General features: G+C 29.2%; 26 protein-coding genes and 1 pseudogene. 25 read left to right on the top strand and 2 right to left on the bottom strand.

Annotated elements, in window-relative coordinates; all coding sequences use genetic code 11:
- The 7 genes and pseudogenes from BM384_RS17910 to rho form a co-directional block, all read left to right on the top strand.
- Positions 1 to 221, top strand: a pseudogene (locus tag BM384_RS17910) (IS110 family transposase); the annotation flags it as partial.
- 204 nt (positions 222 to 425) lie between these two features.
- Positions 426 to 1,268, top strand: a complete 843-nt coding sequence (gene ispE, locus BM384_RS06035) for a 4-(cytidine 5'-diphospho)-2-C-methyl-D-erythritol kinase (protein WP_090012096.1) — start codon at positions 426 to 428, stop codon at positions 1,266 to 1,268.
- Positions 1,269 to 1,327: 59 nt separating this feature from the next.
- The gene (spoIIR, locus tag BM384_RS06030; RefSeq protein WP_090012094.1) at positions 1,328 to 1,972 is read left to right on the top strand and encodes a stage II sporulation protein R; all 645 of its coding nucleotides are present in this window, start codon (positions 1,328 to 1,330) and stop codon (positions 1,970 to 1,972) included.
- 95 nt (positions 1,973 to 2,067) lie between these two features.
- The gene (locus BM384_RS06025) at positions 2,068 to 3,048 is read left to right on the top strand and encodes a tRNA 4-thiouridine(8) synthase ThiI (RefSeq protein WP_090012092.1); all 981 of its coding nucleotides are present in this window, start codon (positions 2,068 to 2,070) and stop codon (positions 3,046 to 3,048) included.
- 33 nt (positions 3,049 to 3,081) lie between these two features.
- Complete coding sequence (locus BM384_RS06020) at positions 3,082 to 3,498, top strand: YwiB family protein (protein ID WP_090012090.1); 417 nt, start codon at positions 3,082 to 3,084, stop codon at positions 3,496 to 3,498.
- Positions 3,499 to 3,608: 110 nt separating this feature from the next.
- Complete coding sequence (locus BM384_RS06015; RefSeq protein WP_090012087.1) at positions 3,609 to 3,896, top strand: hypothetical protein; 288 nt, start codon at positions 3,609 to 3,611, stop codon at positions 3,894 to 3,896.
- Between the two features lie 128 nt (positions 3,897 to 4,024).
- Positions 4,025 to 5,431, top strand: coding sequence for a transcription termination factor Rho (gene rho, locus BM384_RS06010; RefSeq protein WP_090012085.1), 1,407 nt, complete (start codon positions 4,025 to 4,027; stop codon positions 5,429 to 5,431).
- A 49-nt stretch (positions 5,432 to 5,480) separates the two neighbouring features.
- Here rho and BM384_RS06005 read toward each other — a convergent pair whose 3' ends face one another.
- Together BM384_RS06005 and rpmE are read right to left on the bottom strand one after the other, a co-directional pair.
- The gene (locus BM384_RS06005; RefSeq protein ID WP_090012083.1) at positions 5,481 to 6,611 is read right to left on the bottom strand and encodes an MGDG synthase family glycosyltransferase; all 1,131 of its coding nucleotides are present in this window, start codon (positions 6,609 to 6,611) and stop codon (positions 5,481 to 5,483) included.
- A 131-nt stretch (positions 6,612 to 6,742) separates the two neighbouring features.
- The gene (gene rpmE / locus BM384_RS06000) at positions 6,743 to 6,955 is read right to left on the bottom strand and encodes a 50S ribosomal protein L31 (protein WP_090012081.1); all 213 of its coding nucleotides are present in this window, start codon (positions 6,953 to 6,955) and stop codon (positions 6,743 to 6,745) included.
- A 229-nt stretch (positions 6,956 to 7,184) separates the two neighbouring features.
- On the opposite strand from rpmE, the gene BM384_RS05995 reads away from it, so the two are divergent.
- The 18 genes from BM384_RS05995 to atpC all read left to right on the top strand — a co-directional run bounded on the left by BM384_RS05995 (position 7,185) and on the right by atpC (position 23,023).
- Positions 7,185 to 7,772 carry a thymidine kinase gene (locus BM384_RS05995; protein ID WP_090012079.1) on the top strand — a complete coding sequence of 196 codons (588 nt, stop codon included), beginning with the start codon at positions 7,185 to 7,187 and terminating at the stop codon, positions 7,770 to 7,772.
- Positions 7,773 to 7,800: 28 nt separating this feature from the next.
- Entirely contained in the window at positions 7,801 to 9,555 is a 1,755-nt protein-coding gene (gene prmC, locus BM384_RS05990; protein ID WP_090012077.1) for a peptide chain release factor N(5)-glutamine methyltransferase, read from the top strand.
- Between the two features lie 61 nt (positions 9,556 to 9,616).
- Entirely contained in the window at positions 9,617 to 10,699 is a 1,083-nt protein-coding gene (gene prfA / locus BM384_RS05985; protein ID WP_090012074.1) for a peptide chain release factor 1, read from the top strand.
- Positions 10,700 to 10,770: 71 nt separating this feature from the next.
- Positions 10,771 to 11,358, top strand: coding sequence for a hypothetical protein (locus BM384_RS05980; RefSeq protein ID WP_090012072.1), 588 nt, complete (start codon positions 10,771 to 10,773; stop codon positions 11,356 to 11,358).
- Positions 11,359 to 11,376: 18 nt separating this feature from the next.
- On the top strand, positions 11,377 to 12,426 hold the full coding sequence (locus BM384_RS05975) for an L-threonylcarbamoyladenylate synthase (RefSeq protein ID WP_090012070.1): 1,050 nt from the start codon (positions 11,377 to 11,379) through the stop codon (positions 12,424 to 12,426).
- A 398-nt stretch (positions 12,427 to 12,824) separates the two neighbouring features.
- A complete protein-coding gene (gene rpiB, locus BM384_RS05970) occupies positions 12,825 to 13,274 on the top strand; it encodes a ribose 5-phosphate isomerase B (protein ID WP_090012068.1) in 450 nt (149 codons plus the stop codon).
- A 15-nt stretch (positions 13,275 to 13,289) separates the two neighbouring features.
- Positions 13,290 to 13,919 carry a uracil phosphoribosyltransferase gene (gene upp / locus BM384_RS05965; protein ID WP_090012067.1) on the top strand — a complete coding sequence of 210 codons (630 nt, stop codon included), beginning with the start codon at positions 13,290 to 13,292 and terminating at the stop codon, positions 13,917 to 13,919.
- Positions 13,920 to 14,136: 217 nt separating this feature from the next.
- A complete protein-coding gene (locus tag BM384_RS05960) occupies positions 14,137 to 14,625 on the top strand; it encodes a dCMP deaminase family protein (RefSeq protein ID WP_090012065.1) in 489 nt (162 codons plus the stop codon).
- 62 nt (positions 14,626 to 14,687) lie between these two features.
- On the top strand, positions 14,688 to 15,839 hold the full coding sequence (gene wecB / locus BM384_RS05955; protein WP_090012063.1) for a non-hydrolyzing UDP-N-acetylglucosamine 2-epimerase: 1,152 nt from the start codon (positions 14,688 to 14,690) through the stop codon (positions 15,837 to 15,839).
- Between the two features lie 568 nt (positions 15,840 to 16,407).
- Entirely contained in the window at positions 16,408 to 16,737 is a 330-nt protein-coding gene (locus tag BM384_RS05950; RefSeq protein ID WP_090012061.1) for a hypothetical protein, read from the top strand.
- 18 nt (positions 16,738 to 16,755) lie between these two features.
- Positions 16,756 to 17,445: a F0F1 ATP synthase subunit A gene (locus tag BM384_RS05945; RefSeq protein ID WP_090012059.1), complete on the top strand. Its 690-nt coding sequence runs from the start codon at positions 16,756 to 16,758 to the stop codon at positions 17,443 to 17,445.
- Between the two features lie 30 nt (positions 17,446 to 17,475).
- The gene (gene atpE, locus BM384_RS05940) at positions 17,476 to 17,700 is read left to right on the top strand and encodes an ATP synthase F0 subunit C (RefSeq protein WP_090012058.1); all 225 of its coding nucleotides are present in this window, start codon (positions 17,476 to 17,478) and stop codon (positions 17,698 to 17,700) included.
- A gap of 44 nt (positions 17,701 to 17,744) precedes the next feature.
- Positions 17,745 to 18,233: a F0F1 ATP synthase subunit B gene (locus tag BM384_RS05935; RefSeq protein WP_090012056.1), complete on the top strand. Its 489-nt coding sequence runs from the start codon at positions 17,745 to 17,747 to the stop codon at positions 18,231 to 18,233.
- A gap of 2 nt (positions 18,234 to 18,235) precedes the next feature.
- On the top strand, positions 18,236 to 18,775 hold the full coding sequence (locus tag BM384_RS05930) for a F0F1 ATP synthase subunit delta (RefSeq protein ID WP_090012054.1): 540 nt from the start codon (positions 18,236 to 18,238) through the stop codon (positions 18,773 to 18,775).
- A 10-nt stretch (positions 18,776 to 18,785) separates the two neighbouring features.
- Complete coding sequence (gene atpA / locus BM384_RS05925) at positions 18,786 to 20,300, top strand: F0F1 ATP synthase subunit alpha (protein ID WP_090012052.1); 1,515 nt, start codon at positions 18,786 to 18,788, stop codon at positions 20,298 to 20,300.
- Positions 20,301 to 20,338: 38 nt separating this feature from the next.
- The gene (gene atpG, locus BM384_RS05920; protein WP_090012050.1) at positions 20,339 to 21,190 is read left to right on the top strand and encodes an ATP synthase F1 subunit gamma; all 852 of its coding nucleotides are present in this window, start codon (positions 20,339 to 20,341) and stop codon (positions 21,188 to 21,190) included.
- A 16-nt stretch (positions 21,191 to 21,206) separates the two neighbouring features.
- Positions 21,207 to 22,598, top strand: a complete 1,392-nt coding sequence (gene atpD, locus BM384_RS05915) for a F0F1 ATP synthase subunit beta (RefSeq protein ID WP_090012048.1) — start codon at positions 21,207 to 21,209, stop codon at positions 22,596 to 22,598.
- 14 nt (positions 22,599 to 22,612) lie between these two features.
- Positions 22,613 to 23,023, top strand: a complete 411-nt coding sequence (gene atpC, locus BM384_RS05910) for an ATP synthase F1 subunit epsilon (RefSeq protein WP_090012046.1) — start codon at positions 22,613 to 22,615, stop codon at positions 23,021 to 23,023.
- The last annotated feature ends 380 nt before the right edge of the window (positions 23,024 to 23,403 follow it).

Here is a 23,403-nt window from a genome sequence, read left to right as displayed (position 1 = left end):
GATGTACTCGTAATGGAACTCCTATTAATGGCGTTTTATTAGAATACTATAAAGTTAATTTGCAAGGCAAAAAAGCTAAAGTTGCTTTAGTTGCTATAATGCACAAATTAATAAATTATATCTTTGCAGTACTTCGAAACCAAACTCCATTTGAGTTACGAAATCCTAAAATACATAAACAAATGTTTTTAGAAAATACTTCTCAAAATAGTGCCGCTTAATTGATTTATATTTTTTGTAACTATTCGTGTTTTACAAATGGTTTGTTTGCTATACCCTTTTTTAAAAAATATTATTTTTTAAAATTTACTTGACTATTATTAGCTGGTCTTTTTATATTCCAACTGCCCACTTTTTTATTTGTAATTCATATGTTAAAATTATGAATAATATTTGTTATAAAGTAGTTAGGAAGGAAGAGAAGTATGAAGGGAAAAGCTCATGCGAAAATAAATATATCTCTAGATGTTGTTGGTAAGAGAGAAGATGGATACCATTTATTAAGTATGATAATGCAAAGTATTGAATTATATGATGAAATAGAAATTAGTGAGATTAGAGAAGGAATAACTATAAATTGCAATAAGTCATTTATTCCTACAGATGAAAGGAATTTAGCTTATAAAGCAGCTAGATTATTTTTAGACACTTATAAAATAAAATCAGGTGTTTTAATAAATATAATAAAAAATATTCCTGTTGCTGCAGGACTTGCAGGAGGAAGTGCTGACTGTGCAGCGGTTTTAAGAATATTAAATAAAATGTTTAATGTTAATGCTTCAGATGAAGAATTAATGAAATTAGGAGAAAAATTAGGGGCTGATGTACCATATTGTATTAAGGGTGGAACAGCTTTGTGTGAAGGAATCGGAGAAAAAATCACACCATTAAAACCATTTAAGAATCATATAGTAATTCTTATAAAGCCACCATTTGGTGTATCTACAAAGGATGTATATAAAGCTTTTGATATAAACAAGGTAATGATACATCCAAACACAGAAAAATTAGTTCAAAAAATTGAAGAAAATGATTTATATTATATAGCAAATAATATGAAAAATCTTTTAGAAAATGTAACTATAAGAAAGCACAAAGTACTATATAAGATAAAAGAAAATCTTGTTGCAAATGGTGCTGTTGGTGCTATGATGAGCGGAAGCGGTCCAACTATCTTTGCTTTATTTGATGATATGCAAATAGCAAGAAGATGCTATGATGATTTAAAAGAAAAATATGTAGATGTATTTTTAACAAGAACAATTTAATTTAATGAATAAAAAACCTTTTTATGGAGATAATTTTTGACATAGGAGGGGTTTTTATTATGAAAAAAAATATCAAAATAGTTTTTGTTTTATTGGTAATGTTAAGTTTTATATTTACTGGGTGTACAAGCTTTAATAAATTAGGAGTTTTAGCATCTTGTAGTTATGTAAATGAGGAAAAAGTATATAACTACGATGATGTAAAAGATACTGTAATAAGATTTCATGTCCTTGCAAATAGTGATAGTGAGGAAGATCAAAATTTGAAATTAAAAGTAAGGGATGAAATATTAAATTATTTACAGCCCTGTTTAAAAGATTTAGAATCAATTGAAGAATCAAGGAAAAAAATTTTGGAAAAGAAAGATGAAATAAAGAAAATAGCATTAAAAGTAATAAAAGAAAATGGATATAATTATGATGTTAAGGCAGAGCTAGCACGTGAAAATTTCCCGGAAAAATCTTATGGTAATATAACGCTTCCTCAGGGAAACTATGAGGCCTTTAGAGTTATTATAGGTAATGGGGAAGGACATAATTGGTGGTGTGTTATGTTTCCATCATTATGCTTTATAGATGTGACAAAGGGAAAGGTTGAAGAAGAAGAAAGTAGAGAAAAACTTGATAAAGTAGTTGAAGAAAATAAAAATCATGTAAAAGTAAAATTTAAAATTGTAGAAATTTTTAATAAATTTTTTAAATAAAGCTATTACTTTAAAGAATTATTACTTGATTATAATAGACAAAAATCATAAACTATAAAATGTAACACAAAGAGTAATTTGGAGGTAAGTGTATAATGACAAGAGCACTGGCGATGATTTCAGGGGGATTGGATAGTACTTTAGCAGCAAAGCTTGTTAAAGATCAGGGAATAGAAGTAATAGGAGTATGTTTTAAATCATATTTTTTTGGGGAAGAAAGCGCAAAGAAAATGTGTGAGCAAATAGGTGTTGAATTAGTTGTTGTAGATTTTTCAAGAGAACATTTTGAAATGGTTAAGAATCCTAAACATGGAAGAGGCAAAAATATGAATCCATGTATAGATTGCCATGCTATGATGATGAATTATGCTGGAAAATTACTAGAAGAATATAATGCAGATTTTATAATTACAGGAGAAGTTTTAAATCAAAGACCTATGTCTCAAAATAAACAAGCATTAAATACAGTAAAAAAGGAATCTGGATTTGCAGATAAAATTTTAAGACCATTATGTGCATTAAATCTTGAACCTACAGAAATGGAACTTTCAGGATTAGTTGATAGAGAAAAACTTATGAAAATTTCAGGAAGAAGCAGAAAAGTTCAAATGGAACTTGCAGATAAGTGGGGGATTATTGATTATCCATCACCAGCAGGAGGATGTAAATTAACAGAACCAAACTATTCTATAAGACTAAAGGATGCATTAGATAGAAATGGTGATTTAAATGATAAAGAAATAGCTATTTTAAGATTTGGAAGACACTTTATAACTCCATCAGGAACAAAAATTATAGTTTCTAGAACTGCTGATGAAGGAGAAGAAATTAAAAAGATAATAACAAAGGAAGATACAGTATTTTTACCATACAGCCATAAAGGAGCTATGGGAATAATACTAGGAGATGCTTCTAATGAAGATAAGGAATTAGCAGCAAAAATAACAGCAAGATATACAAAAGGAAAAGATGAAGAATGTGTTGCTGTGAAATCTGGTTTCTATAAAACTAAATTTGAAGATGTATTTGAAGTAAAACCTGCATCTGAAGAAGAAATAGCTAAATACATAATATAAATTTAAGAAAATCAGTGAGGAGATGATACTTTCATGGATAAAAAAGCACTTATTAGCATAACTAGTAATGCTGGTGTTGAAGGAGATGAAGTTATTGAAGTAATTTCACCTGGTAAATACATTAGATTCGATGATGGTTTTAAGGCAGTATACGAAGAAACTGAAATATCAGGGATGGACGGAACTACTACTACATTAACTATAAAAGATAGGGAAGTTGTATTAGAAAGAGAAGGAACAACTAATACTAAAATGTATTTTAATGAAAAAGAACCATCAATATCTATGTACCAAACACCTTATGGAATGCTTGAAATTAGTATAGATACAAAAGAATTAAAAATAGATATGGATGAAGATGGCGGAGAATTAGTTATAGGTTATTCTTTAGCTGTTGCAGGACAAGCTCCTTTAGATACGAAGTTATCATTAAAGATTAAAACTCAATAATAGTTAAAAAACTATTTTTAAAGAAATTATTTCTTTAAAGATAGTTTTTTTGATTATTTTTATTCATATAAGGAAATACTTTTGATATGAATAATAAAAGGAGTAAGTGTATGTATTCTTCAGAGAAATATTTAAAAATATTGAAAGTTATAGCTTTATATAATAATATGAATGACGAAAATATTATTAAGTTACTAAAAGATAGAGATAATAAATATCTTCTTTTGTTGTTTTTAAAAAATTATAAGTGTATGGATAAAGAAAAAATAAAAGAAATATTTAATTATAAGAATACAAATAGTATAAATTATAATGTTAAGAAAGCTGAAGAAAAATTTTTAATAAACAAAGACTTTAGAGAAAAATATTTTGAAATTGAAGAAAGCTTGTTAAAGTAGTTATAAGTAGTTATAATTATCATTAGAATTAAGAACGATAATATCATATCTCTGATCTCATTCCGATAACATTCAATTATAATTCAGTGATTTTAGAAAGATTTAATAAAAAATTTGGAGGTGTAATTTTGACAAAGGAGAAATATGAAAAGATGACTTTAGTTGAATTAAAAAAAGTAGCTAAAGAATTAGGAATTAAAAATTTATCAAAATTAAAAAAAGATGAATTGATAGAAAAAATTATAGAGGAACAATCAAATAGCATAGAGAAAGATGGAGTAATTCTTAGAGAAAAGATAGCACCAAAACCTGCTAATAACAATAGGAATTATGATAATTATCGCAATAATACAGAAAAAAATTCTGAAAAGAAAGAACAGTTAAAAGCTATGATAAATGATTCAAATACTACAAGAGGAATACTAGAAATACTAGAAAATAATAATTTTGGTTTCCTTAGATGTAAGAATTACTTAACAAGTAGTGAAGATATTTATGTATCACCTTCTCAAATTAGAAGATTTAACTTAAAAACTGGAGATGAAGTTGTTGGAAAAGTTAGAGAAGCTAAAGAAGGAGAAAAATTTAAAGCTCTTTTATATGTAGAAAAAGTAAATGGTGAAAGCCCTGATAAAGCTATTGGAAGAAAGTCTTTTGAAAATCTTGTTCCAATTTACCCAACTGAAAGATTAAGATTAGAAACAAATAAATCAGAAGATTTATCATCTAGATTAATGGATATTATATGTCCTATAGGAAAAGGTCAAAGAGGAGTTATTGTAGCACCTCCTAAAGCAGGTAAAACTACTTTATTAAAGAAAATAGCACAAAGCATAACAACAAATCATCCTGAAGTTGTTTTAATAGTTTTATTAATAGATGAACGACCAGAAGAAGTAACTGATATGCAGAGAAGTATAAATGGAGAGGTTATATATTCAACTTTTGATGAAGAACCTCAAAATCATGCAAAAGTTTCTCAAATAGTTTTAGAAAGAGCTAAGAGAATAGTTGAACAAGGAAAAGATGTTGTTATTTTACTTGATAGTTTAACAAGACTTTCAAGAGCATATAACTTAACAGTTACACCAACAGGAAGAACTTTATCAGGGGGGTTAGATCCAGGAGCCTTAATAATGCCTAAGAAGTTCTTTGGAGCTGCTAGAAATATTGAGAATGGTGGAAGTTTAACAATACTTGCTACAGCTTTAGTTGAAACTGGTTCAAGAATGGATGATATGATTTTTGAAGAATTTAAAGGTACAGGAAATATGGAAGTGCATTTAGATAGAAAGCTTCAAGAAAGAAGAATATTCCCAGCTATAGATATTTATAAATCAGGAACAAGAAAAGAAGATTTATTATTAACTGAACAAGAAAAAGAAGTTGCATATTCAATAAGAAGAACTATGAATAGAGATGGAAATATTGAAAATATAACTGAGAACTTAATTAATATGCTTCAAAAAACTAAGAACAATAAAGAATTTTTAGATACATTTGAAAAAGCAAGCATTTTAAAAAATAATAGATAATAAAAATATCAATTAATCATAGCTTATATGGTTAATTGATATTTTTAATTTATGAAAAAATTTTTTTTGATATGTTTTTAGAACTATCATTTATAAGATTATTACACATATCTACTATCTTACGTTTATCGTAAGAGCTAGACAATTCTTTTAAATTGCTTTTCATTTCTAATAAATAATTTGGATCTTGTATCAATTTATCTACTATGATATTAATATCACTATAGTTTTTTAAAGCATAGGCGTATCCATTAGAAACTAAAAACTCAGTATTATCTAATTCCTGTCCTGGAATTGCAAAAGGAATTATTAAAGGTATGTTTTTAACAATTGCTTCTGTTGATGTTAGTCCACCAGGTTTTGATATTAGAATATCTGAATAATCCATAAGGGATGCTATATCTTTTGAAAAGCCAAGAATATGAAGTTTTTTATTATTATGATCAAAATCAGTTTTTAATAAAAGTGAATTCTTTAGTTTTTCATTATTACCACAAACTACGGTAATTCTAAGTTTATGTTTATTCTTTAGTAATTCATCAAGGACATAGGATATATTATCAAGTCCCATGCTTCCACTCATAAGTAGAAGATTAAAATATCCATCATCTTTAATCTCAGAAACCTCAAGTTTTTTTTCATAAAAATTAGACTTTATAGGAATACCAATTGGATAGACTATCTCGTCTTTTATTCCATTAGATACAAGATATTCTTTTGTATTTTTACTTGCAGTTATATATGAATCTACTGAAGAGTTAATATAAGAATAATGAGCTTTAAAGTCTGTAATTACAGATATAAATGGAATATTAAGTCCTTTTGATTTTAAGTAAGAAATCATATCTACAGTAAAAGGATGAGTTCCGATTATTATATCTGGATCTGTCTTTTCTATATATCTTAAAAGTTTTCTTATTACAGGTAAAAAAACTAAAGTAGAAGATTTATTTACATATCTTTTATCAGTTAGATTATAGAAAAAACCATAAAGTTTTGGAAATTTAGATGCAAAAACTTCGTAACCCATTACAATGACTTCATTATATATTTTGTTATCTATTAAAAAATCATGTTTAATACACTCAAAGTCCGTATTATTAAAAGCTTCAATTATTGAATCGGCAGCCTGATTATGACCTTGGCCTGTTGAGGTAGTCAAGATTAAAACTTTTTTCATTCAATTCACTCGCTTTATTAAATATTATGTATATAGTTTATCACTAAGTTTATCAATATATTATTACAGTGTCTAAATTTCACACATTAAAATAAAGAAAATGGGAAAGACAATGTCTTTCCCAATATTTCCTATTTACCTTGGTTAAGGTTGAATCTCTTATTGAACTTATCAACTCTACCGCCAACGTCCATGATTTTTTGTTTACCAGTGAAGAATGGGTGGCATTTAGAGCATATTTCTACTTTAAGTTCTTCTTTAACAGAACCAGTTGTAAAAGTATTTCCACATGCACACTTAACCACTGCGTCGTGATGGTATTCAGGATGTATGCCTTCTCTCATTTATTTCACCTCTTTCAATATGACTTATACAGTCACTCAATAGCTACTTGATTATATCATAGCAATATAATAAGGTCAATAAAATTTCATGTGCTAAATAACTATATATAAGGGAGAAAAGCAAAAAATTTCTAAATAAAAAATTACATATTACTAAGTAAAAATGACTTTTTTATAAAATAATTAAATGCTATAATCAAATTTATCGAGACATAAGGAGAGAAGCAAGATGAGCAAATTATACTTTAGATATGGAGCAATGAATTCAGGTAAGTCAACCCATTTAATGCAGGTTGCATACAATTATGAGGAAAGAGGATTAAGAGTGGTTTTGCTTAAACCTTCAACAGATAAAAAAGGTGGAGATAAGCTTGTATCAAGACTAGGTGTAACAAGAAAAGTTGATATGGTTATTACAGCTGAAGATAATATTTATGAGATGATTAAGGAAGATTTAAGACATAATAAAAAGCTTGATTGCATATTAGTTGATGAAGTACAATTTATGAAAGCATATCAAATAGATCAATTATTTGAAATTGCAGTTAAAATGGATATACCAGTTATATGCTATGGTTTAAGAACAGATTTTTTAATGAATGGATTTGAAGGAAGTACTAGATTATTATTAATAGCACATAGTATAGAAGAAATGAAGACTATATGTAAATGTGGAAGTAAAGCAGTATTAAATGCAAGAAAGATTAAGGATAAATTTGTTTTTGAAGGAGAACAAATTGCCATTGATAATATGGATGATGTTGAATATGAATCATTATGTGGAAAGTGTTATTATAAATTTAAAGATAATAAATAATTAAATATTGTAGAAGGAAGGTTGATTAATGAGCAGAAAAAATGTGGGTGGTCAGGCTGTAATTGAAGGCGTTATGATGAGAGGCTCTAAAGGCACTGCTACATCAGTAAGAAAAAGTGATGGAGAAATTGTTACTGAATTTCAAAATATAACACCAATTACAGAAAGATATAAACTTATAAATATACCATTCTTAAGAGGAGTTTTTGTATTGATAGACTCATTAAGAATAGGAATAGAAAGCTTAAATTATTCGGCTTCTTTTTTTGAAGATGAAGAAGAGTCTTCTAATTTTGAAAAATGGCTACAAGAAAAATTCGGAGAAAAAGGAAATGGCATAATTATTAGCATAACAATGATTATTTCATTTTTAATATCAATAGGACTTTTTATAGGGATACCAACATCAGTAGCTTCTACATTCTCTAAATTTGGTTTAAATTCCATTGAATTAAATCTTATAGAGGCTTTTATTAGAATCATAATTCTATTATTCTATATGTGGGCAATAGGAAAGCTTGATGATATATACAGAGTATTCCAGTATCATGGAGCAGAGCATAAAACTATTTTCTGTTATGAAGCAGGCCTTCCATTAACAGTAGAAAATGTAAGGAAACAAGAAAGATTTCATCCACGATGTGGAACTAACTTTTTATTTTTAATAATGATAGTAAGTATTCTAGTAATTTCTCTTACAGGATGGGGAGGATTTTTAGAAAGGCTTATACTAAGAATTGTATTAATTCCTGTAGTATCAGGAATTACTTATGAATTAATAAAATGGCTTGGAAAGAGTGATAGTAAAATGTCAAAAATAGTAGCAACCCCAGGCCTTCAGCTTCAAAAGTTAACAACAAGAGAGCCAGATGATGATCAAATTGAAGTGGCAATTGAATCACTAAAAACAGCTGAAGGTATTAAAGAAAAAACAATAGAAGAATTGCTTAATATAGGTACTAAAACCTTATTAGAAGCAGGAATAGATACAGCAAGACTTGACTCACAGTTATTATTAGGTAAAATTATAAAAAAAGATAAGTTATATCTAATGATTAATAATAAGGAAAGAGTCAATAATGAAGATAAAGAAGAATTTTTAAAACTAATTGATAAAAGAAAAGATAAAATGCCTGTAAGATATATTTTAGGTGAATGTGATTTTATGGGATTAGATTTTTACGTTGAAGAAGGCGTTCTTATACCAAGAAGTGATACAGAAGTATTAGTAGAAAGAGTATTAGATGAAATAAAGGAAGATGAGTCCTTAGAGGTTTGTGATTTGTGTTCAGGAAGTGGAGCTATAGGGATAGCACTAGCTTATTATAGAAAAAATATCAAAGTAGATGCCATTGATTATTATAATATTCCGGAAAAAATTACAAAGAAAAATATAAAGAGACATAATCTTCAAGATAGAGTAACTTTCATTAGAAGTGATTTACTTAAGGTACCTAGAGAACAAGGTAAAAGGTATGATATATTAGTTTCAAATCCTCCTTATATTAAAGAAGAAGAAATTAATAATCTTATGAGTGATGTAAAAGACTATGAACCCCATACAGCATTAAGTGGAGGAGATGACGGGCTACTTTTCTATAGAAGAATAGTAGCTGAATGTAATGAGGTATTAAAAAAAGGCTCCCTTTTAGCCTTTGAAATAGGATATGATCAGGGGGAGAGTGTAAGTGCACTTATGAAAGAAAATAAATACACTAATATAGAAGTTATCAAGGATTTAGCAGGATTAGACAGAGTAGTTATAGGAACCTTCAATTGTTGATAAAGATAAACATATTGTGATATAATAATAAAATATGAAAATTGAGATACGGAGTGATATCATGTTATTAGATAAATTAGCTTTTATAGAAAATAAGTATGATGAATTATCTGTAATGATCAGTGATCCTTCGATTATAGCTAATCAGAATGAATGGAGAAAGCTGTGTAAGGAACAGTCTGATTTAGAGGTGATTGTTAATGCATACAAAGAATATAAAACAGTAATACAAGAATTAAAAGAAAATAAAGAAATGCTTGTTGATGAAAAAGATAGAGATATGAGAGAGATGATTCAAGAAGATATTGCATCTTTAACAGAAAGAGAAGCAGAATTAGAAAAGGAAATACAAATATTATTATTACCAAAAGATCCTAACGATGAAAAGAACGTATTTGTAGAAATTAGAGCAGGTGCTGGTGGAGAAGAAGCAGCATTATTTGCAGCAAACTTATTTAGAATGTACACAAGATATGCAGAAAAAAATAGATGGTCAGTTGAAGTAATGAGCGCTAATGAAACTGATATAGGTGGTTTTAGAGAAGTTGTATTCATGGTTAAAGGAAATGGTGCTTACTCTAAGATGAAATATGAAAGTGGAGTTCATAGAGTACAAAGAGTTCCAGATACAGAATCAAGTGGTAGAATACATACATCAACAGCAACAGTTGCTGTACTTCCAGAAGTTGATGAAGTAGATATCGAAATCAGACCAGAAGATTTAAAAATTGATGTATTTAGAGCATCAGGTAATGGTGGACAGTGCGTTAATACAACTGATTCAGCTGTAAGAATGACTCACTTACCTACAGGAATAGTTGTTTCTTGTCAGGATGAAAAGTCACAAATTAAGAATAAAGAAAAAGCACTTAAAGTTTTAAGAGCAAGATTATATGAAAAGGCAGAGGCTGAAAGACACGAAGGTATTGCAGAAGATAGAAGAAGTCAGGTAGGTACTGGAGATAGAAGTGAAAGAATAAGAACATATAATTATCCACAAGGAAGAGTTACTGACCATAGAATAGGACTAACTCTTTATAAATTAGAAACATTCCTAGATGGAGATATTGACGAAATTTTAAATGCATTAATTACAGCAGACCAAGCTGAAAAGATGAAAAATATGGGTAATACTGCAGAATAAGATAAGGCCTTACATTTTAAATGTAAGGCTTTAATTGCAGAGAATATTATGTGTTAAGGAGGCAGTATTGAGTGGATATTTATAAAGCGTTAAAAAAAGAAAAAGCTGAAAAGAAAATAATGTATATTATTCTTGGTATTATAGCTATTATACTGCCGATAGCAGTTTTTTTAACTGGTTTAACTTCATTTTTTTATCTAACCTGTCTATTTTTTTTGGAATTTTTAATTTTTTTATCTGTCATAAGTATTATAGGAAATTATACGCTCAAATTTTCTTGTTCTAACAATAGATTAAAAATTAAAAGTGGGCTACTTTCAAAAGAAAGTCTCATGTTATGTGATAAGGTTGTTTTAGTACATACAGAAAAAATGGAAGAAGAAATGGAAGTTATAATTTTAACTACAGTTAAGTTTAGAAATAGAAGCTTAAAACCTATTATGAAGGGCTTTTTAAAGCGCTATCCAAAGGTGGCAAAAGAACTTGAAAAAATTAAAATGAATAATGAAGATGAAGTTTATTATTTTCAAGTTATAAGACGAGGTGGATTAAATAAATATATGCTTCTTGATACAGTATATAAAAATTGTGTAAAAGCAGTATATACTGACGATTGTATAAAGAATATTAAAATAGCAAGAGGTCAAACATTAGTATAAGAAGGAAGGTAATTTATTTTGAAAACAGTAGTATCTAGGATTGAAGACTTAAGTGAAGATTTACATCTAATAGATGAAGCTGCTGCATCAATAAAAAAAGGTGGAACAGTTGTATTTCCAACAGAAACAGTTTATGGTTTAGGGGCAGATGCATTAAATTCAGAGGCCGTTAAAAAAATATTTGAGGCAAAGGGAAGACCACAAGATAATCCGTTAATTATACATGTAGCGTCAAAGGATATAAGTCGTTTTGTTAAAGAAGTTCCAGAAATTGCACAAAAAATGATGGATAAGTTTTGGCCAGGACCATTAACAATGATACTTAATAAAAAAGAAATAATACCTGATGTAACAAGTGCAAATTTAAATACTATAGGAGTAAGAATGCCTAATAATAAGGTGGCATTAAAGCTTATTGAATTATCAGGAACTGCTATAGCAGCACCATCAGCCAATATAAGTGGAAGACCAAGTCCAACAGATATAGAAAGATGTGAAGAAGATTTACTGGGAAAAGTTAATTACATAATTGGTGGTGAGAAGTGTCAAGTTGGTGTGGAATCTACTATTTTAGATTGTACTGTAAACCCACCAATAGTTTTAAGACCAGGAGGCATAACTTTAGAGATGTTAAAGGAAATAGATCCTCTAATTGAATTGGATAAGGGCCTTATGAAAAAGCCTGAAGGAGATTTTAAACCTAAAGCTCCAGGAATGAAGTATAAGCATTATGCACCTAAAGCAAATGTTAGAATTATTTCAGGAAAAAATGAAAAAGTAATAGAAAAGATTCAAGAACTATCTAATTCTTATATTAAAGATGGAAAGAAAGTTGGTATTTTAGCTTCTAGAGAAAATGCTAAGCATTATAGTGAGGGAGAAGTTATTATAATTGGAAGTATGAATAAGCTTGAGGAAGTTGCTCGAAACTTATTTGAAGATTTAAGGAAATTTGATGATAAGGGTATGGATATTATATTGTCCGAAGCTTTTGAAGAACAAGGTGTAGGAATTGCAGTAATGAATAGATTAAAGAAATCTGCTGGATACGATATCATTGATGTATAAAATTGATGTATAAATATTAAAAAAAATAGTTGAAAAAAATCATAAAATGATACACAATTATATAGACAGATGTGTATCGACGTAAATTTAGATTAGAAATGATAAAATAAAAGATAAAAGGAGAAATAAATGAGATATTTAATTATTGAAAATATTAGTGATAATTTTGGAATAAAAAAACATATACATATTAAAAATTTATTTATCTCTTTTTTAAAGTATTTCTTTTCTAGTTATAGAGTTTTTTTAAATAGTAAATTAATTAGTTGATAATATAAGACATTTATTTTTTCAGATATATTTAAACATTGTAGTAAAGATAATTATCATACAATACTAAATCTATTATGGAAGATAAGTGTCTTTTATATATACATAAAAAATAGGAGGTGCCTGTTATGAAAATAGCAATAGGGGCAGATCACGGTGGATTTGGATTAAAAGAAGAAATAAAAAAATATCTAGATGAAAATGGATATGAAGTAAAGGACTTTGGTACTTATTCAACAGATTCATGTGATTATCCAGATTACGGTTTACAAGTGGCAGAAGCAGTTGCTGCAAAAGAATATGAATTTGGTATTTTAATATGTGGTACTGGAATAGGAATAGGTATAGCTGCTAATAAAGTACCTGGAATAAGAGCTGCTTTATGCTCAGATACATTCAGTGCTCATGCAACTAGAGAACATAATGATGCAAATATATTAACTATGGGAGCTAGAGTTGTTGGGCCTGGTTTAGCATTAGATATAGTAAAAACCTTCTTAAATGCTAAATTTGAAGGAGATAGACATGTTAGAAGACTAAATAAAATTTCTGAAATAGAAAAAAAATATAGCAAGTAAGTGAGGGAGACATAAATGAGTAAAGTTGTAGAAGTAAAACATCCATTAGTATTACACAAGTTAGCATATCTTAGAAGCAAGGACACAGGAGCAAAGGCATTTAGAGATTTAGTAAGTGAAATATCTACACTTTTAGCTTATGAAGTTACTAGAGATCTAGAAATGGAAGAAGTTGAAATTGAAACTCCAATATGTAAAACAAAATGCAAAATGATAGCTGGTAAGAAACTTGCTATAGTTCCTATATTAAGAGCTGGGTTAGGAATGGTTGATGGTATGCTTAGTTTAGTTCCTGCAGCAAAAGTTGGACATATAGGCTTATATAGAGATGAAGAAACATTAAAACCAGTTGAGTATTTCTGCAAGCTTCCTGAAGATATAGCAGAAAGAGAAGTAATTGTAGTAGATCCAATGTTAGCTACAGGTGGATCAGCAATAGATGCAGTAGAACTTCTTAAGAAAAGAGGAGCTAAAAATTTAAAACTTGCATGTTTAATTGGTGCACCTGAAGGTATTAAGGCATTTCAAGAAGCACATCCAGATGTAGATATATTTATAGCATCAATAGATGAAAAATTAAGTGAAAATGGATATATCATACCTGGATTAGGAGATGCAGGAGATAGATTATTTGGAACAAAATAATTAATTAAAAAAGAAATAGTGTATTTATACCTATTTCTTTTTTTACATATAGGGGATTAGAGATTTTATAATTTTATTCTATAATAAAAAGAGTGTTTTTTACTTAGAAAAACTTGGTAAAAGGCACTTTTTATTAGTATAAAACTAGTAATTAATTAAGTTAAAGGGTATAATAATGTAGAATGTTTTAGATATAAATAACATGGAGGACTTGTTCATGAATAGGAGAGATAAGATAAATTACTATTTAGATATAGCCCAAACAGTTTTAGAAAGAGGAACATGTTTAAGGAGAAATTATGGTGCAATAATAGTTAAAAATGACGAGATAATATCAACAGGATATACTGGAGCACCAAGAGGAAGAAAAAATTGTGCTGATTTGGGATATTGTAGAAGAAATAAGATGAATGTGGCAAGAGGCACTCATTATGAGCTATGTAGATCTGTGCATGCAGAAGAAAATGCAATTATAAGTGCATCTAGGAGAGATATGCTTGGATCAACTTTATATTTGGTTGGAAAAGAAGTAGAGACTGGAGAGTTGGTTAAAAATGCTAATTCGTGTACTATGTGTAAAAGAGCAATTATAAATGCAGGAATAGAAAAAATCATTATAAGAGATACAGAAAATGATTATAGAATTATTGAAGTCAATGAATGGATAGAAAATGATGACTCCTTAGGAGAAAATATAGGATATTAAATAAAAATTGAAAATATTATTAAATAAGCAAGCTTTTATTATATGAAACTTAGGAGGGAAAAATTTTGAAGAAGAAGATAATTACAATCTTTGGAACAAGACCAGAAGCAATAAAAATGGCTCCATTGGTTAAAGAACTTGAAAAGAGAGAAGAAATAGAATCTAAGGTATGTGTTACAGCTCAACATAGACAAATGTTAGATCAAGTATTAGAATACTTTGATATAAAGCCTGATTATGATTTGAATATTATGAAATCAAAGCAAAGCTTAACAGGTATAACTAATAGAGTTTTAGAAGGTCTTGAAGAAGTATTCAGAGAAGAAAAGCCAGACATGATTTTAGTTCATGGCGATACAACAACAACTTTTGCAGGTGCACTTGCTGCATTTTATCAACAAATAAAGGTTGGGCATGTTGAAGCAGGGCTTAGAACTTTTGATAAGTATTTTCCATATCCAGAAGAAATGAATAGAAAACTTACTGGAGCATTAGCAGATTTACACTTTTCACCAACAAAAGGATCTAAAGAAAACCTATTAAGAGAAGGAGTAAATGAAGATATTATATACATAACTGGAAATACAGTTATTGATGCCATGCTTCATACAGTTAAAGAAAACTATATTTTTGAACATGATGAATTAAATAAAATAGATTATGAAAACAAAAAAGTTATTATGATAACAGCACATAGAAGAGAAAATTGGGGAGAAGGAATCGAAAATATTTGTGCAGCATTAAATAGAATTGTTGAAGAAAATGAAGATGTAGAATTAGTTTACTTAGTTCATTTAAATCCAATAGTAAAAGATGTTGTGTTTGAAAGATTAGGTGGAAATGAAAGAATACACTTATTACCTCCACAAGATACTCAAGAAACTCATAATCTAATGAATAAATGTTTCATGGTAATGACTGATTCAGGTGGATTGCAAGAAGAAGCTCCTCACTTAGGAAAACCAGTTTTAGTATTAAGAGATGTTACAGAAAGACCAGAGGCAGTTAAGTATGGAACAGTTAAACTTGTTGGAACAGATGTTGAAAAAATAGTATCTGAAGCAAATAAGTTAATTAATGATAAGGAATCATATGAAGCTATGAGTAAAGCAGTTAATCCTTATGGTGATGGAGAAGCTTCAAGAAGAATAGTTGATGCTATATTAAAATATTATGATCTATCTGATAAAGAAGTAGAAGAATTTGAAAGATAATATATAGTAAAGTTAAAGAAGAATTTTCTGTTAGTTTTAAAATTAAAGACTTAATAGGAAATTCTTTTTATTTAAGTTAAGCAGTAATAAGAAGTTATTAGGAGTAATTAGAAGAAGATATTTCTTAAAAATCAAGGAAAAATGAACTAATTTATTTATTTTTAATGAATATATCGTAAATTTTATGAATAAAGTCAGTAGACTTGTTTCAACTTATTGAAATGTAAGAACAATCAATATAAGTATTAAAATTAAAAAAAAGTATAAAAGTTGAAAAAATAAATAAAAAAAATAAAATTCATTTAATAAAAAAAAAATGAAAAGGTTTTCTAAAAGTTGGGTTATAATAGCTGGAATTCAAAAAATTCTGATAAATGAATAATGACCATTAGTATTATGCATATAGCAATAAATATAAATATGGGTAAGATATTCAACAAAAATACTGATAATATTTTAGATAATAAAGAAATATACGAAAATTTGACCAGAAACAAGAGTTACTTAAAATTTAAGCAGGAGATATAATAACAAGGTCGAGGAGTAAAGGAGTTAGATAAGTAAAGAGATGAATAAACTTCAACATAAAATAACAAAATATAATATGCTTTGTGGATTATTTATGTCTTTAATTATTGGACTCATTTTTAATCTGCAGATGGCAGCAATTTTTTTACTAGGAATAGCTATAGGGCTATTAAGTTACATCTCAAGAGTGATTGTCGTAAAGAAATGGATAGGAAAAGGTACTATTAGAATTTTAACAACAACATTCCTGAGAATTTTTGTAATTGTAGGAATTGTTATTCCAATAATGTATGATTTGAAGCTAGTAGCTGCTTATTTGGCAGGCTTTATAATGCACTTTTTAGTAGAAGGATTCTGTTTAAAAATTTAAGAAAGGAAGTGCTTAGCATTGGAACAGTTAGAGTTAATACCTATATTTCAATTTAATATTGGTAGTTTTCATGTTCTAATAACAAAAGAAATTGTATGGCAATGGATTGCTATAGCAATTTTAGGAGTGAGTGCCTTTCTATTAACAAGAAACCTTGACAGCAAAAAAACTTCTAAAAAACAAGTAGTGTTAGAAATGCTATATGAAACTGTTGAAGGTTTAGTTAAGGGAAATATGGGAGATGATTATTTAAGCTATATCCCATATATCGGAACACTTTTAGTTTACTTATGTGTATTAAACTTAAGTGGATTAATAGGAATTGCGCCACCAACTAAATGCTTAGGTGTAACTTTCGGACTTGGTTTATCAACATTTTTAGTGCTTAACTATACAGCATTAAAAAGAAATGGAGTTAAAGGATACTTCAAAGCATTTGTAAAACCATTCACATTATTTTTACCTATTAACATAATGGAGAGAATAGTTTTACCTTGTTCTCTAGCACTAAGACTTTTTGGTAATATGCTAGCAGGAACAATACTAATTGACCTTGTTTATAATGCTTTAGCAAAATTCTTATGGATAAGTGGTATTGGTATGCCAGTAATACTTCATGGATATTTTGATGTATTTGACGGGTTAATTCAAGTAGTAGTATTTGCCTTTTTAACAATGGCTAATATTAAGGCAACAGCAGAACATTAAAATTAATGTAATTTAGAGGAGGAAAAACTAATGGATTTAACAGCTATCGCAGCAGGAATCGCTGCATTATCAGGAATTGGAGCAGGAGTAGGTATAGGTATTGCAACAGGTAAAGCAACAGAAGCAATCGCTAGACAACCAGAAGCTTCAGGAAAGATTCAAAGTTTATTCGTTTTAGGAGCAGGTCTTGCAGAAGCAACAGCAATATACGGATTAGTTGTAGCTATAATTCTTATGTTTGTTGGTGTAAAGTAATTTTTTAGAGTTAATTAAATTGACTCCGAAGGGAGGCTATAAATGTGGAAACTTTAGGATTAGATCCGTCTATTGTCTTATTAACTTTAATAAACTTTGCTATTTTAGTATTGATTTTAAAACATTTCCTATGGGACAAGATAAAAACATCTATAGATGAAAGACAAAACTATATAGAAGAAAAAATATCTAAGGCTGATGAAGCTGAAGAAAAAGCTAGAATCTATTTAGTTGAGAATAAGAGAATACTTAGCACGGCAAAAGATGAAGGTAATAAGATAATAGAAAGTAAGAAAAAAGATGCTAGTAAAGTTTATGATGAAATAGTTAACGACGCTAATAAAGAAGCTAAGGCTGTTATGGAAAGAGCCAAAGTTGAAATTGAACGTCAAAAAGAAAAAGCTGAGGCAGAACTTAGAAAAGAAGTTGTTAATTTAGCAATTGATTTATCAACAAAAGCATTAGAAGAAAAAGTTGAAGAATCAACTCAAAGAAGCCTTATAAATGATTTTATTAATGAGGTAGGTAAGTAATAATGTATGAATATTTGGATAAACGATATGCCTTAGCACTATATGAAATTGCAGAAGAAAAAGGAAAGGTTGATGAATTTTTAGGAGACCTTAGAGCAATCTGTAATTTAATAGATCAAGATAAAGATTTTCAAGAAGTAATAAAACATCCTCAAATAAGTACAAAGAAGAAGAAAGAAACATTCACAGCAATATTCAAAGGAAAAATTGATGATGAATTACTTTCATTTTTATTACTACTTATTGAGAAGGATAGAATATCATATATTAGAGAAAAGTTAAATGAAATGGAGAAAATCCATTTAGAGAGACTAAATACTTTAAAAGCAGTAGTCATAACTGCAATTCCAATGACAGATGATGAAAAGCAATCATTAAAAGAAAAGTTGGAAAAGAAATATGATAAAAATATTATTATGACCACACAAGTGGATAAGAGCATTCTAGGTGGAGTCTTTGTTAGAGTAGGTAATGATATCATTGATGGTACTGTTAAATCTAAGTTAGACGAAATGAAAGAAATAATGCTTAAACGAGAATAGAGGTGAGTCTATGAATATCAAACCAGAAGAAATAACTTCTATTATTAAAAAAGAAATAGAAAAGTATGAAAAAGAAATACAAACAGTAGATTCTGGTACAATTATCCAAGTAGGAGATGGTATTGCCAGAGTTTATGGATTAGATGATTGTATGGAAGGTGAACTTTTAGAGTTCCCTAACAATGTTTACGGTATGGCTCTTAACCTAGAACAAGATAATGTAGGATGCGTTTTACTTGGTTCTGAAGAAGGTATAAAAGAAGGCGATATCGTTAAGAGAACAAATAAAATTGTTCAAGTTCCAGTAGGAGAAGCTTTAATAGGAAGAGTTGTTAATTCATTAGGTGAAGAAATCGACGGAAAAGGACCTATAAATACAACAGAAACTAGAGCTATTGAAGTACCAGCTCCTTCAATTATAGAAAGAAGTTCAGTTAATGAACCATTACAAACTGGTCTAAAAGCAATTGACTCAATGATTCCAATTGGTAGAGGACAAAGAGAACTTATTATAGGGGATAGACAAACAGGTAAAACTGCTATAGGTATTGATACTATAATAAATCAAAAAGGTAAAGATGTTATTTGTATATATGTTGCTATTGGTCAAAAACAATCAACAGTTGCAAATATAGTTAATACTCTTACTGAAATGGGTGCTATGGACTACACAATAGTAGTAAGTTCAACAGCTTCAGATTCAGCACCACTACAATATCTAGCACCATATGCAGGATGTAGTATGGGTGAATATTTTATGCACCAAGGTAAAGATGTATTAATAATATATGATGATTTATCTAAGCATGCAGTTGCGTATAGAGCAATGTCTCTATTACTTAAGAGACCACCAGGAAGAGAAGCATATCCTGGAGATGTATTCTATATCCATTCAAGATTACTTGAAAGAGCTGCTAAACTTGCACCACAATACGGCGGTGGATCATTAACAGCATTACCAATAATAGAAACACTAGCAGGAGATGTAACTGCTTATATTCCAACAAATGTTATTTCAATAACAGATGGACAAATATTCCTAGAATCAGATTTATTCTATTCAGGACAAAGACCAGCAGTTAATGCCGGTATATCAGTTTCCAGAGTTGGTGGTAGTGCTCAAATTAAAGCAATGAAACAAGTTTCAGGTACATTAAGACTTGAACTTGCTCAATATAGAGAACTTGCGGCCTTCGCACAATTTGGTTCAGACCTTGATAAGGATTCAATGAGAAGACTAGAAAAAGGAAAGAGATTAACAGAAATATTAAAGCAGGATCAATATCAACCAATGGATGTTGAAAAACAAATAATGATTCTATATGCTGCAGTTAATGATTTCCTTTCAGATATAAAAGTAAGTGATGTAAGAAAGTTTGAAAAAGGATTCTTAGAATATGTGGATACACATGAAAGAGAACTTGCAAAACAAATTATTACTGAAAAAGAATTAACTGATGAAATAAAATCAAGATTAGATGAAGTAATAGTTGGTTATAAAAAGATATTTTTACAAGAGGCATAGCTTTTTTAAGCTATGCAATTCTTTAGGAGGTGGAATCATTGGGTGCAGGCGGACTGATAGAAATTAAAAGAAGAATAAAGTCAGTACAAAGTACTAGAAAAATAACAAATGCCATGGGGCTTGTTGCCACTTCTAAGCTTAGAAGATGTAGAAGAGAATTATCTGCTAATGAAGAATATATGAAAGTTGCTGAAAACATAGTAAGAAAATTAGCTGGAGTTGATAGTGAAGATTATGAATGTCCATATTTCACTAAAAACAAAAGCGATAAGAAGTTATACATTGTTATAGCTTCAGATCAAGGATTATGTGGCGGATACAACAATAATGTAATATCATATTTATCTGAATTGGCTAAAGATGATCAGGAAGAAACTTGTGTAATTACTGTTGGTTCAAAGGGAATCAACTATGTAAGAAAAGCAGGCTTTGAATCTATAGCTGAGTACGTTGATATTCCTGATATTCCAACTACAAAAGAGGTAAAAGTTATTTGCGAAAAAGCTTTAAGTCTATTTAAAGAAAAAGAAGTTTCAGAGGTAAATATAGTTTATACTGATTTTATATCACCAGTTAAACAAGAAGTAAAATCAGAGAAATTATTACCAATAGAAAAGATGGAAGGAACTTCTACAGACTTTATTATAGAACCAGATTATACATCTGTTTTAACTGATTCTTTAGAAGTTTACTTAAAAGGTAAAGTTAGAAGACTTATGCTTAGTGCTAAGTGTAGTGAACAAAGTGCAAGAATGAATGCAATGGACGGTGCAACAAGTAACGCAAATGACATCCTAAATGATTTAAATACTAAGTTTAATAGAATTAGACAAGCGATGATAACACAAGAAATAACAGAAATTGTTAGTGGAGCAGATGCTCAAAAATAGTAAGGAGGTACATTATATGCCTGGGAAGATAGGAAAAGTTGTTCAAGTAATTGGACCAGTAATTGATATAAAATTTGATTCTGATTCTCTTCCTAACCTATATAATGCTATACACATTAATTTAGGAGAAGAGACTTTAGTGGCAGAAGTAGAACAACATGTAGGTGACGATATAGTTAGAGCTATAGCTATGGAAGCAACAGAAGGATTAAGAAGAGGCATGGACGCAGTAGATACAGGAAAACCTATTGCTGTACCAGTTGGAGATGAAGTATTAGGAAGACTATTTAATGTTTTAGGTAATCCTATGGATAACAAAGAACCAGTTAATAGTAAGGAAACATATCCTATACATAGACCAGCTCCAAGCTTTAAAGATCAAGCAGTTGAACCTATTATGTTTGAAACAGGAATTAAAGTTATAGATTTACTTGCTCCATACCAAAAAGGTGGTAAGATAGGTCTATTTGGTGGTGCAGGTGTTGGTAAGACTGTATTAATCCAAGAGTTAATTAACAATATAGCTAAACAACATGGTGGTTTATCAGTATTTACAGGTGTTGGTGAAAGATCAAGAGAAGGAAATGACCTTTATCATGAAATGATGGATTCTGGAGTTATTGATAAAACAGCTCTAGTATTCGGACAAATGAACGAACCACCTGGAGCTAGAATGAGAGTTGCATTAACAGGACTTACAATGGCTGAATATTTCAGAGATCAAGGTCAAGATGTGCTTTTATTCATAGATAATATATTTAGATTTACACAAGCTGGTTCAGAAGTGTCAGCATTATTAGGAAGAATACCATCAGCTGTTGGTTACCAACCAACATTAGCAACTGAAATGGGTGCTCTTCAAGAAAGAATTACTTCAACAAAGAGCGGATCAATAACATCAGTTCAAGCGGTTTATGTTCCTGCCGATGACCTTACTGACCCAGCTCCAGCAACAACATTTACCCATCTAGATGCAACAACAGTTTTATCTAGAAGTATAGTTGAACTTGGTATATATCCAGCAGTTGATCCATTAGAATCAACTTCAAGAATATTAGATCCAAGAGTTGTTGGTCAAGAACATTACGAAGTAGCTACACAAGTTAAGAATATACTTGAAAAGTATAGAGAATTACAAGATATAATTGCAATTCTTGGTGTTGATGAATTATCTGAAGAAGATAAGGCTGTAGTAAATAGAGCTAGAAAGATTCAAAGATTCTTATCTCAACCATTTACAGTTGGTGAACAATTTACAGGACTTAAAGGGAAATATGTTTCAGTAAAAGATACTGTAAAAGGATTTAAGGAAATTCTAGAAGGAAAACATGATGCTATTCCTGAATCAGCATTCTTATTTGTAGGTACTATTGAGGAAGCCGTAGAAAAGGCAAAGACTTTAGGATAAGGGGCTGATAAAAAATGGCCGACAGAACCTTAAACGTAAAAATTATAACACTTAATAATATAGTTACAGAAGATGAAGTAACTAAAGTATTCTTAAAATCTAAAGATGGTGGATTAGAAATCATGCCTGGTCATGCACCTATAATTGTTAGTATTATACCTAATATAACAGTAATAGAAAAGAAAGATGGAAGTAGAATTGAACTATTTACATCAAAAGGTGTAGTAAGCTTAGAAAAAGATAATTTATCTATATGTTGTGATGCGGCTGAAGCTAAAGATGAAATAGATTTAGAACGTGCTAAAAGAGCAATGACTAGAGCTGAAGAAAGATTAAGTGATCCTAAGAATAATGACGTTGAACGTGCTAAGTTAGCTTTAATGAGATCAATGTTAAGAATAGATTTTAAAGAAGGTAAAAAATAGTTTGTTTTTCAAATGTGTATGTAGATTTATTAAATCTATATACACATTTTTTAATGCATAGAAAATATAAAATTTTTTTGATGTTAAACACTGATTTTGACTGGCTTTCTTATATGGAAGTTGTCAAATGCATTAAAAAATAATTGTAGGACGCAAAAGAACCTAAAAGCAAAATAAATAAATTGTATTTTAATATGAAATTATTTTACTTTTAGAACCTTTTGCATGGCAAAACAAAGCTGCTTCCTGCGTTGAAAAGCGTGGCGTCAGTTACTTTGTTCTGCAAAAATATAAAACTTTTATTATTAAATAAAGGATATGAAAAAGTTATCTTTTATGCTTTGAAAATAAATTTAGTAACAAAAATATTTTTGCTTTAT

It is taken from the genome of Clostridium sp. DSM 8431, from assembly GCF_900116755.1.
Classification (GTDB): domain Bacteria; phylum Bacillota; class Clostridia; order Clostridiales; family Clostridiaceae; genus Clostridium.
Note: the sequence above shows the minus strand (reverse complement) of the source record. Positions and strands in the feature narration are given on the sequence as shown.

Excerpts from the sequence above, each read along its gene's own strand:
- ispE (WP_090012096.1), top strand. The coding sequence starts at position 426 with ATGAAGGGAAAAGCTCATGCGAAAATAAATATATCTCTAGATGTTGTT.
- spoIIR (WP_090012094.1), top strand. The coding sequence starts at position 1,328 with ATGAAAAAAAATATCAAAATAGTTTTTGTTTTATTGGTAATGTTAAGT.
- BM384_RS06025 (WP_090012092.1), top strand. The coding sequence starts at position 2,068 with ATGACAAGAGCACTGGCGATGATTTCAGGGGGATTGGATAGTACTTTA.
- BM384_RS06020 (WP_090012090.1), top strand. The coding sequence starts at position 3,082 with ATGGATAAAAAAGCACTTATTAGCATAACTAGTAATGCTGGTGTTGAA.
- BM384_RS06015 (WP_090012087.1), top strand. The coding sequence starts at position 3,609 with ATGTATTCTTCAGAGAAATATTTAAAAATATTGAAAGTTATAGCTTTA.
- BM384_RS06005 (WP_090012083.1), bottom strand. The coding sequence starts at position 6,611 with ATGAAAAAAGTTTTAATCTTGACTACCTCAACAGGCCAAGGTCATAAT.
- rpmE (WP_090012081.1), bottom strand. The coding sequence starts at position 6,955 with ATGAGAGAAGGCATACATCCTGAATACCATCACGACGCAGTGGTTAAG.
- BM384_RS05995 (WP_090012079.1), top strand. The coding sequence starts at position 7,185 with ATGAGCAAATTATACTTTAGATATGGAGCAATGAATTCAGGTAAGTCA.
- prmC (WP_090012077.1), top strand. The coding sequence starts at position 7,801 with ATGAGCAGAAAAAATGTGGGTGGTCAGGCTGTAATTGAAGGCGTTATG.
- prfA (WP_090012074.1), top strand. The coding sequence starts at position 9,617 with ATGTTATTAGATAAATTAGCTTTTATAGAAAATAAGTATGATGAATTA.
- rpiB (WP_090012068.1), top strand. The coding sequence starts at position 12,825 with ATGAAAATAGCAATAGGGGCAGATCACGGTGGATTTGGATTAAAAGAA.
- upp (WP_090012067.1), top strand. The coding sequence starts at position 13,290 with ATGAGTAAAGTTGTAGAAGTAAAACATCCATTAGTATTACACAAGTTA.
- BM384_RS05960 (WP_090012065.1), top strand. The coding sequence starts at position 14,137 with ATGAATAGGAGAGATAAGATAAATTACTATTTAGATATAGCCCAAACA.
- BM384_RS05950 (WP_090012061.1), top strand. The coding sequence starts at position 16,408 with ATGAATAAACTTCAACATAAAATAACAAAATATAATATGCTTTGTGGA.
- atpE (WP_090012058.1), top strand. The coding sequence starts at position 17,476 with ATGGATTTAACAGCTATCGCAGCAGGAATCGCTGCATTATCAGGAATT.
- BM384_RS05930 (WP_090012054.1), top strand. The coding sequence starts at position 18,236 with ATGTATGAATATTTGGATAAACGATATGCCTTAGCACTATATGAAATT.
- atpA (WP_090012052.1), top strand. The coding sequence starts at position 18,786 with ATGAATATCAAACCAGAAGAAATAACTTCTATTATTAAAAAAGAAATA.
- atpD (WP_090012048.1), top strand. The coding sequence starts at position 21,207 with ATGCCTGGGAAGATAGGAAAAGTTGTTCAAGTAATTGGACCAGTAATT.
- atpC (WP_090012046.1), top strand. The coding sequence starts at position 22,613 with ATGGCCGACAGAACCTTAAACGTAAAAATTATAACACTTAATAATATA.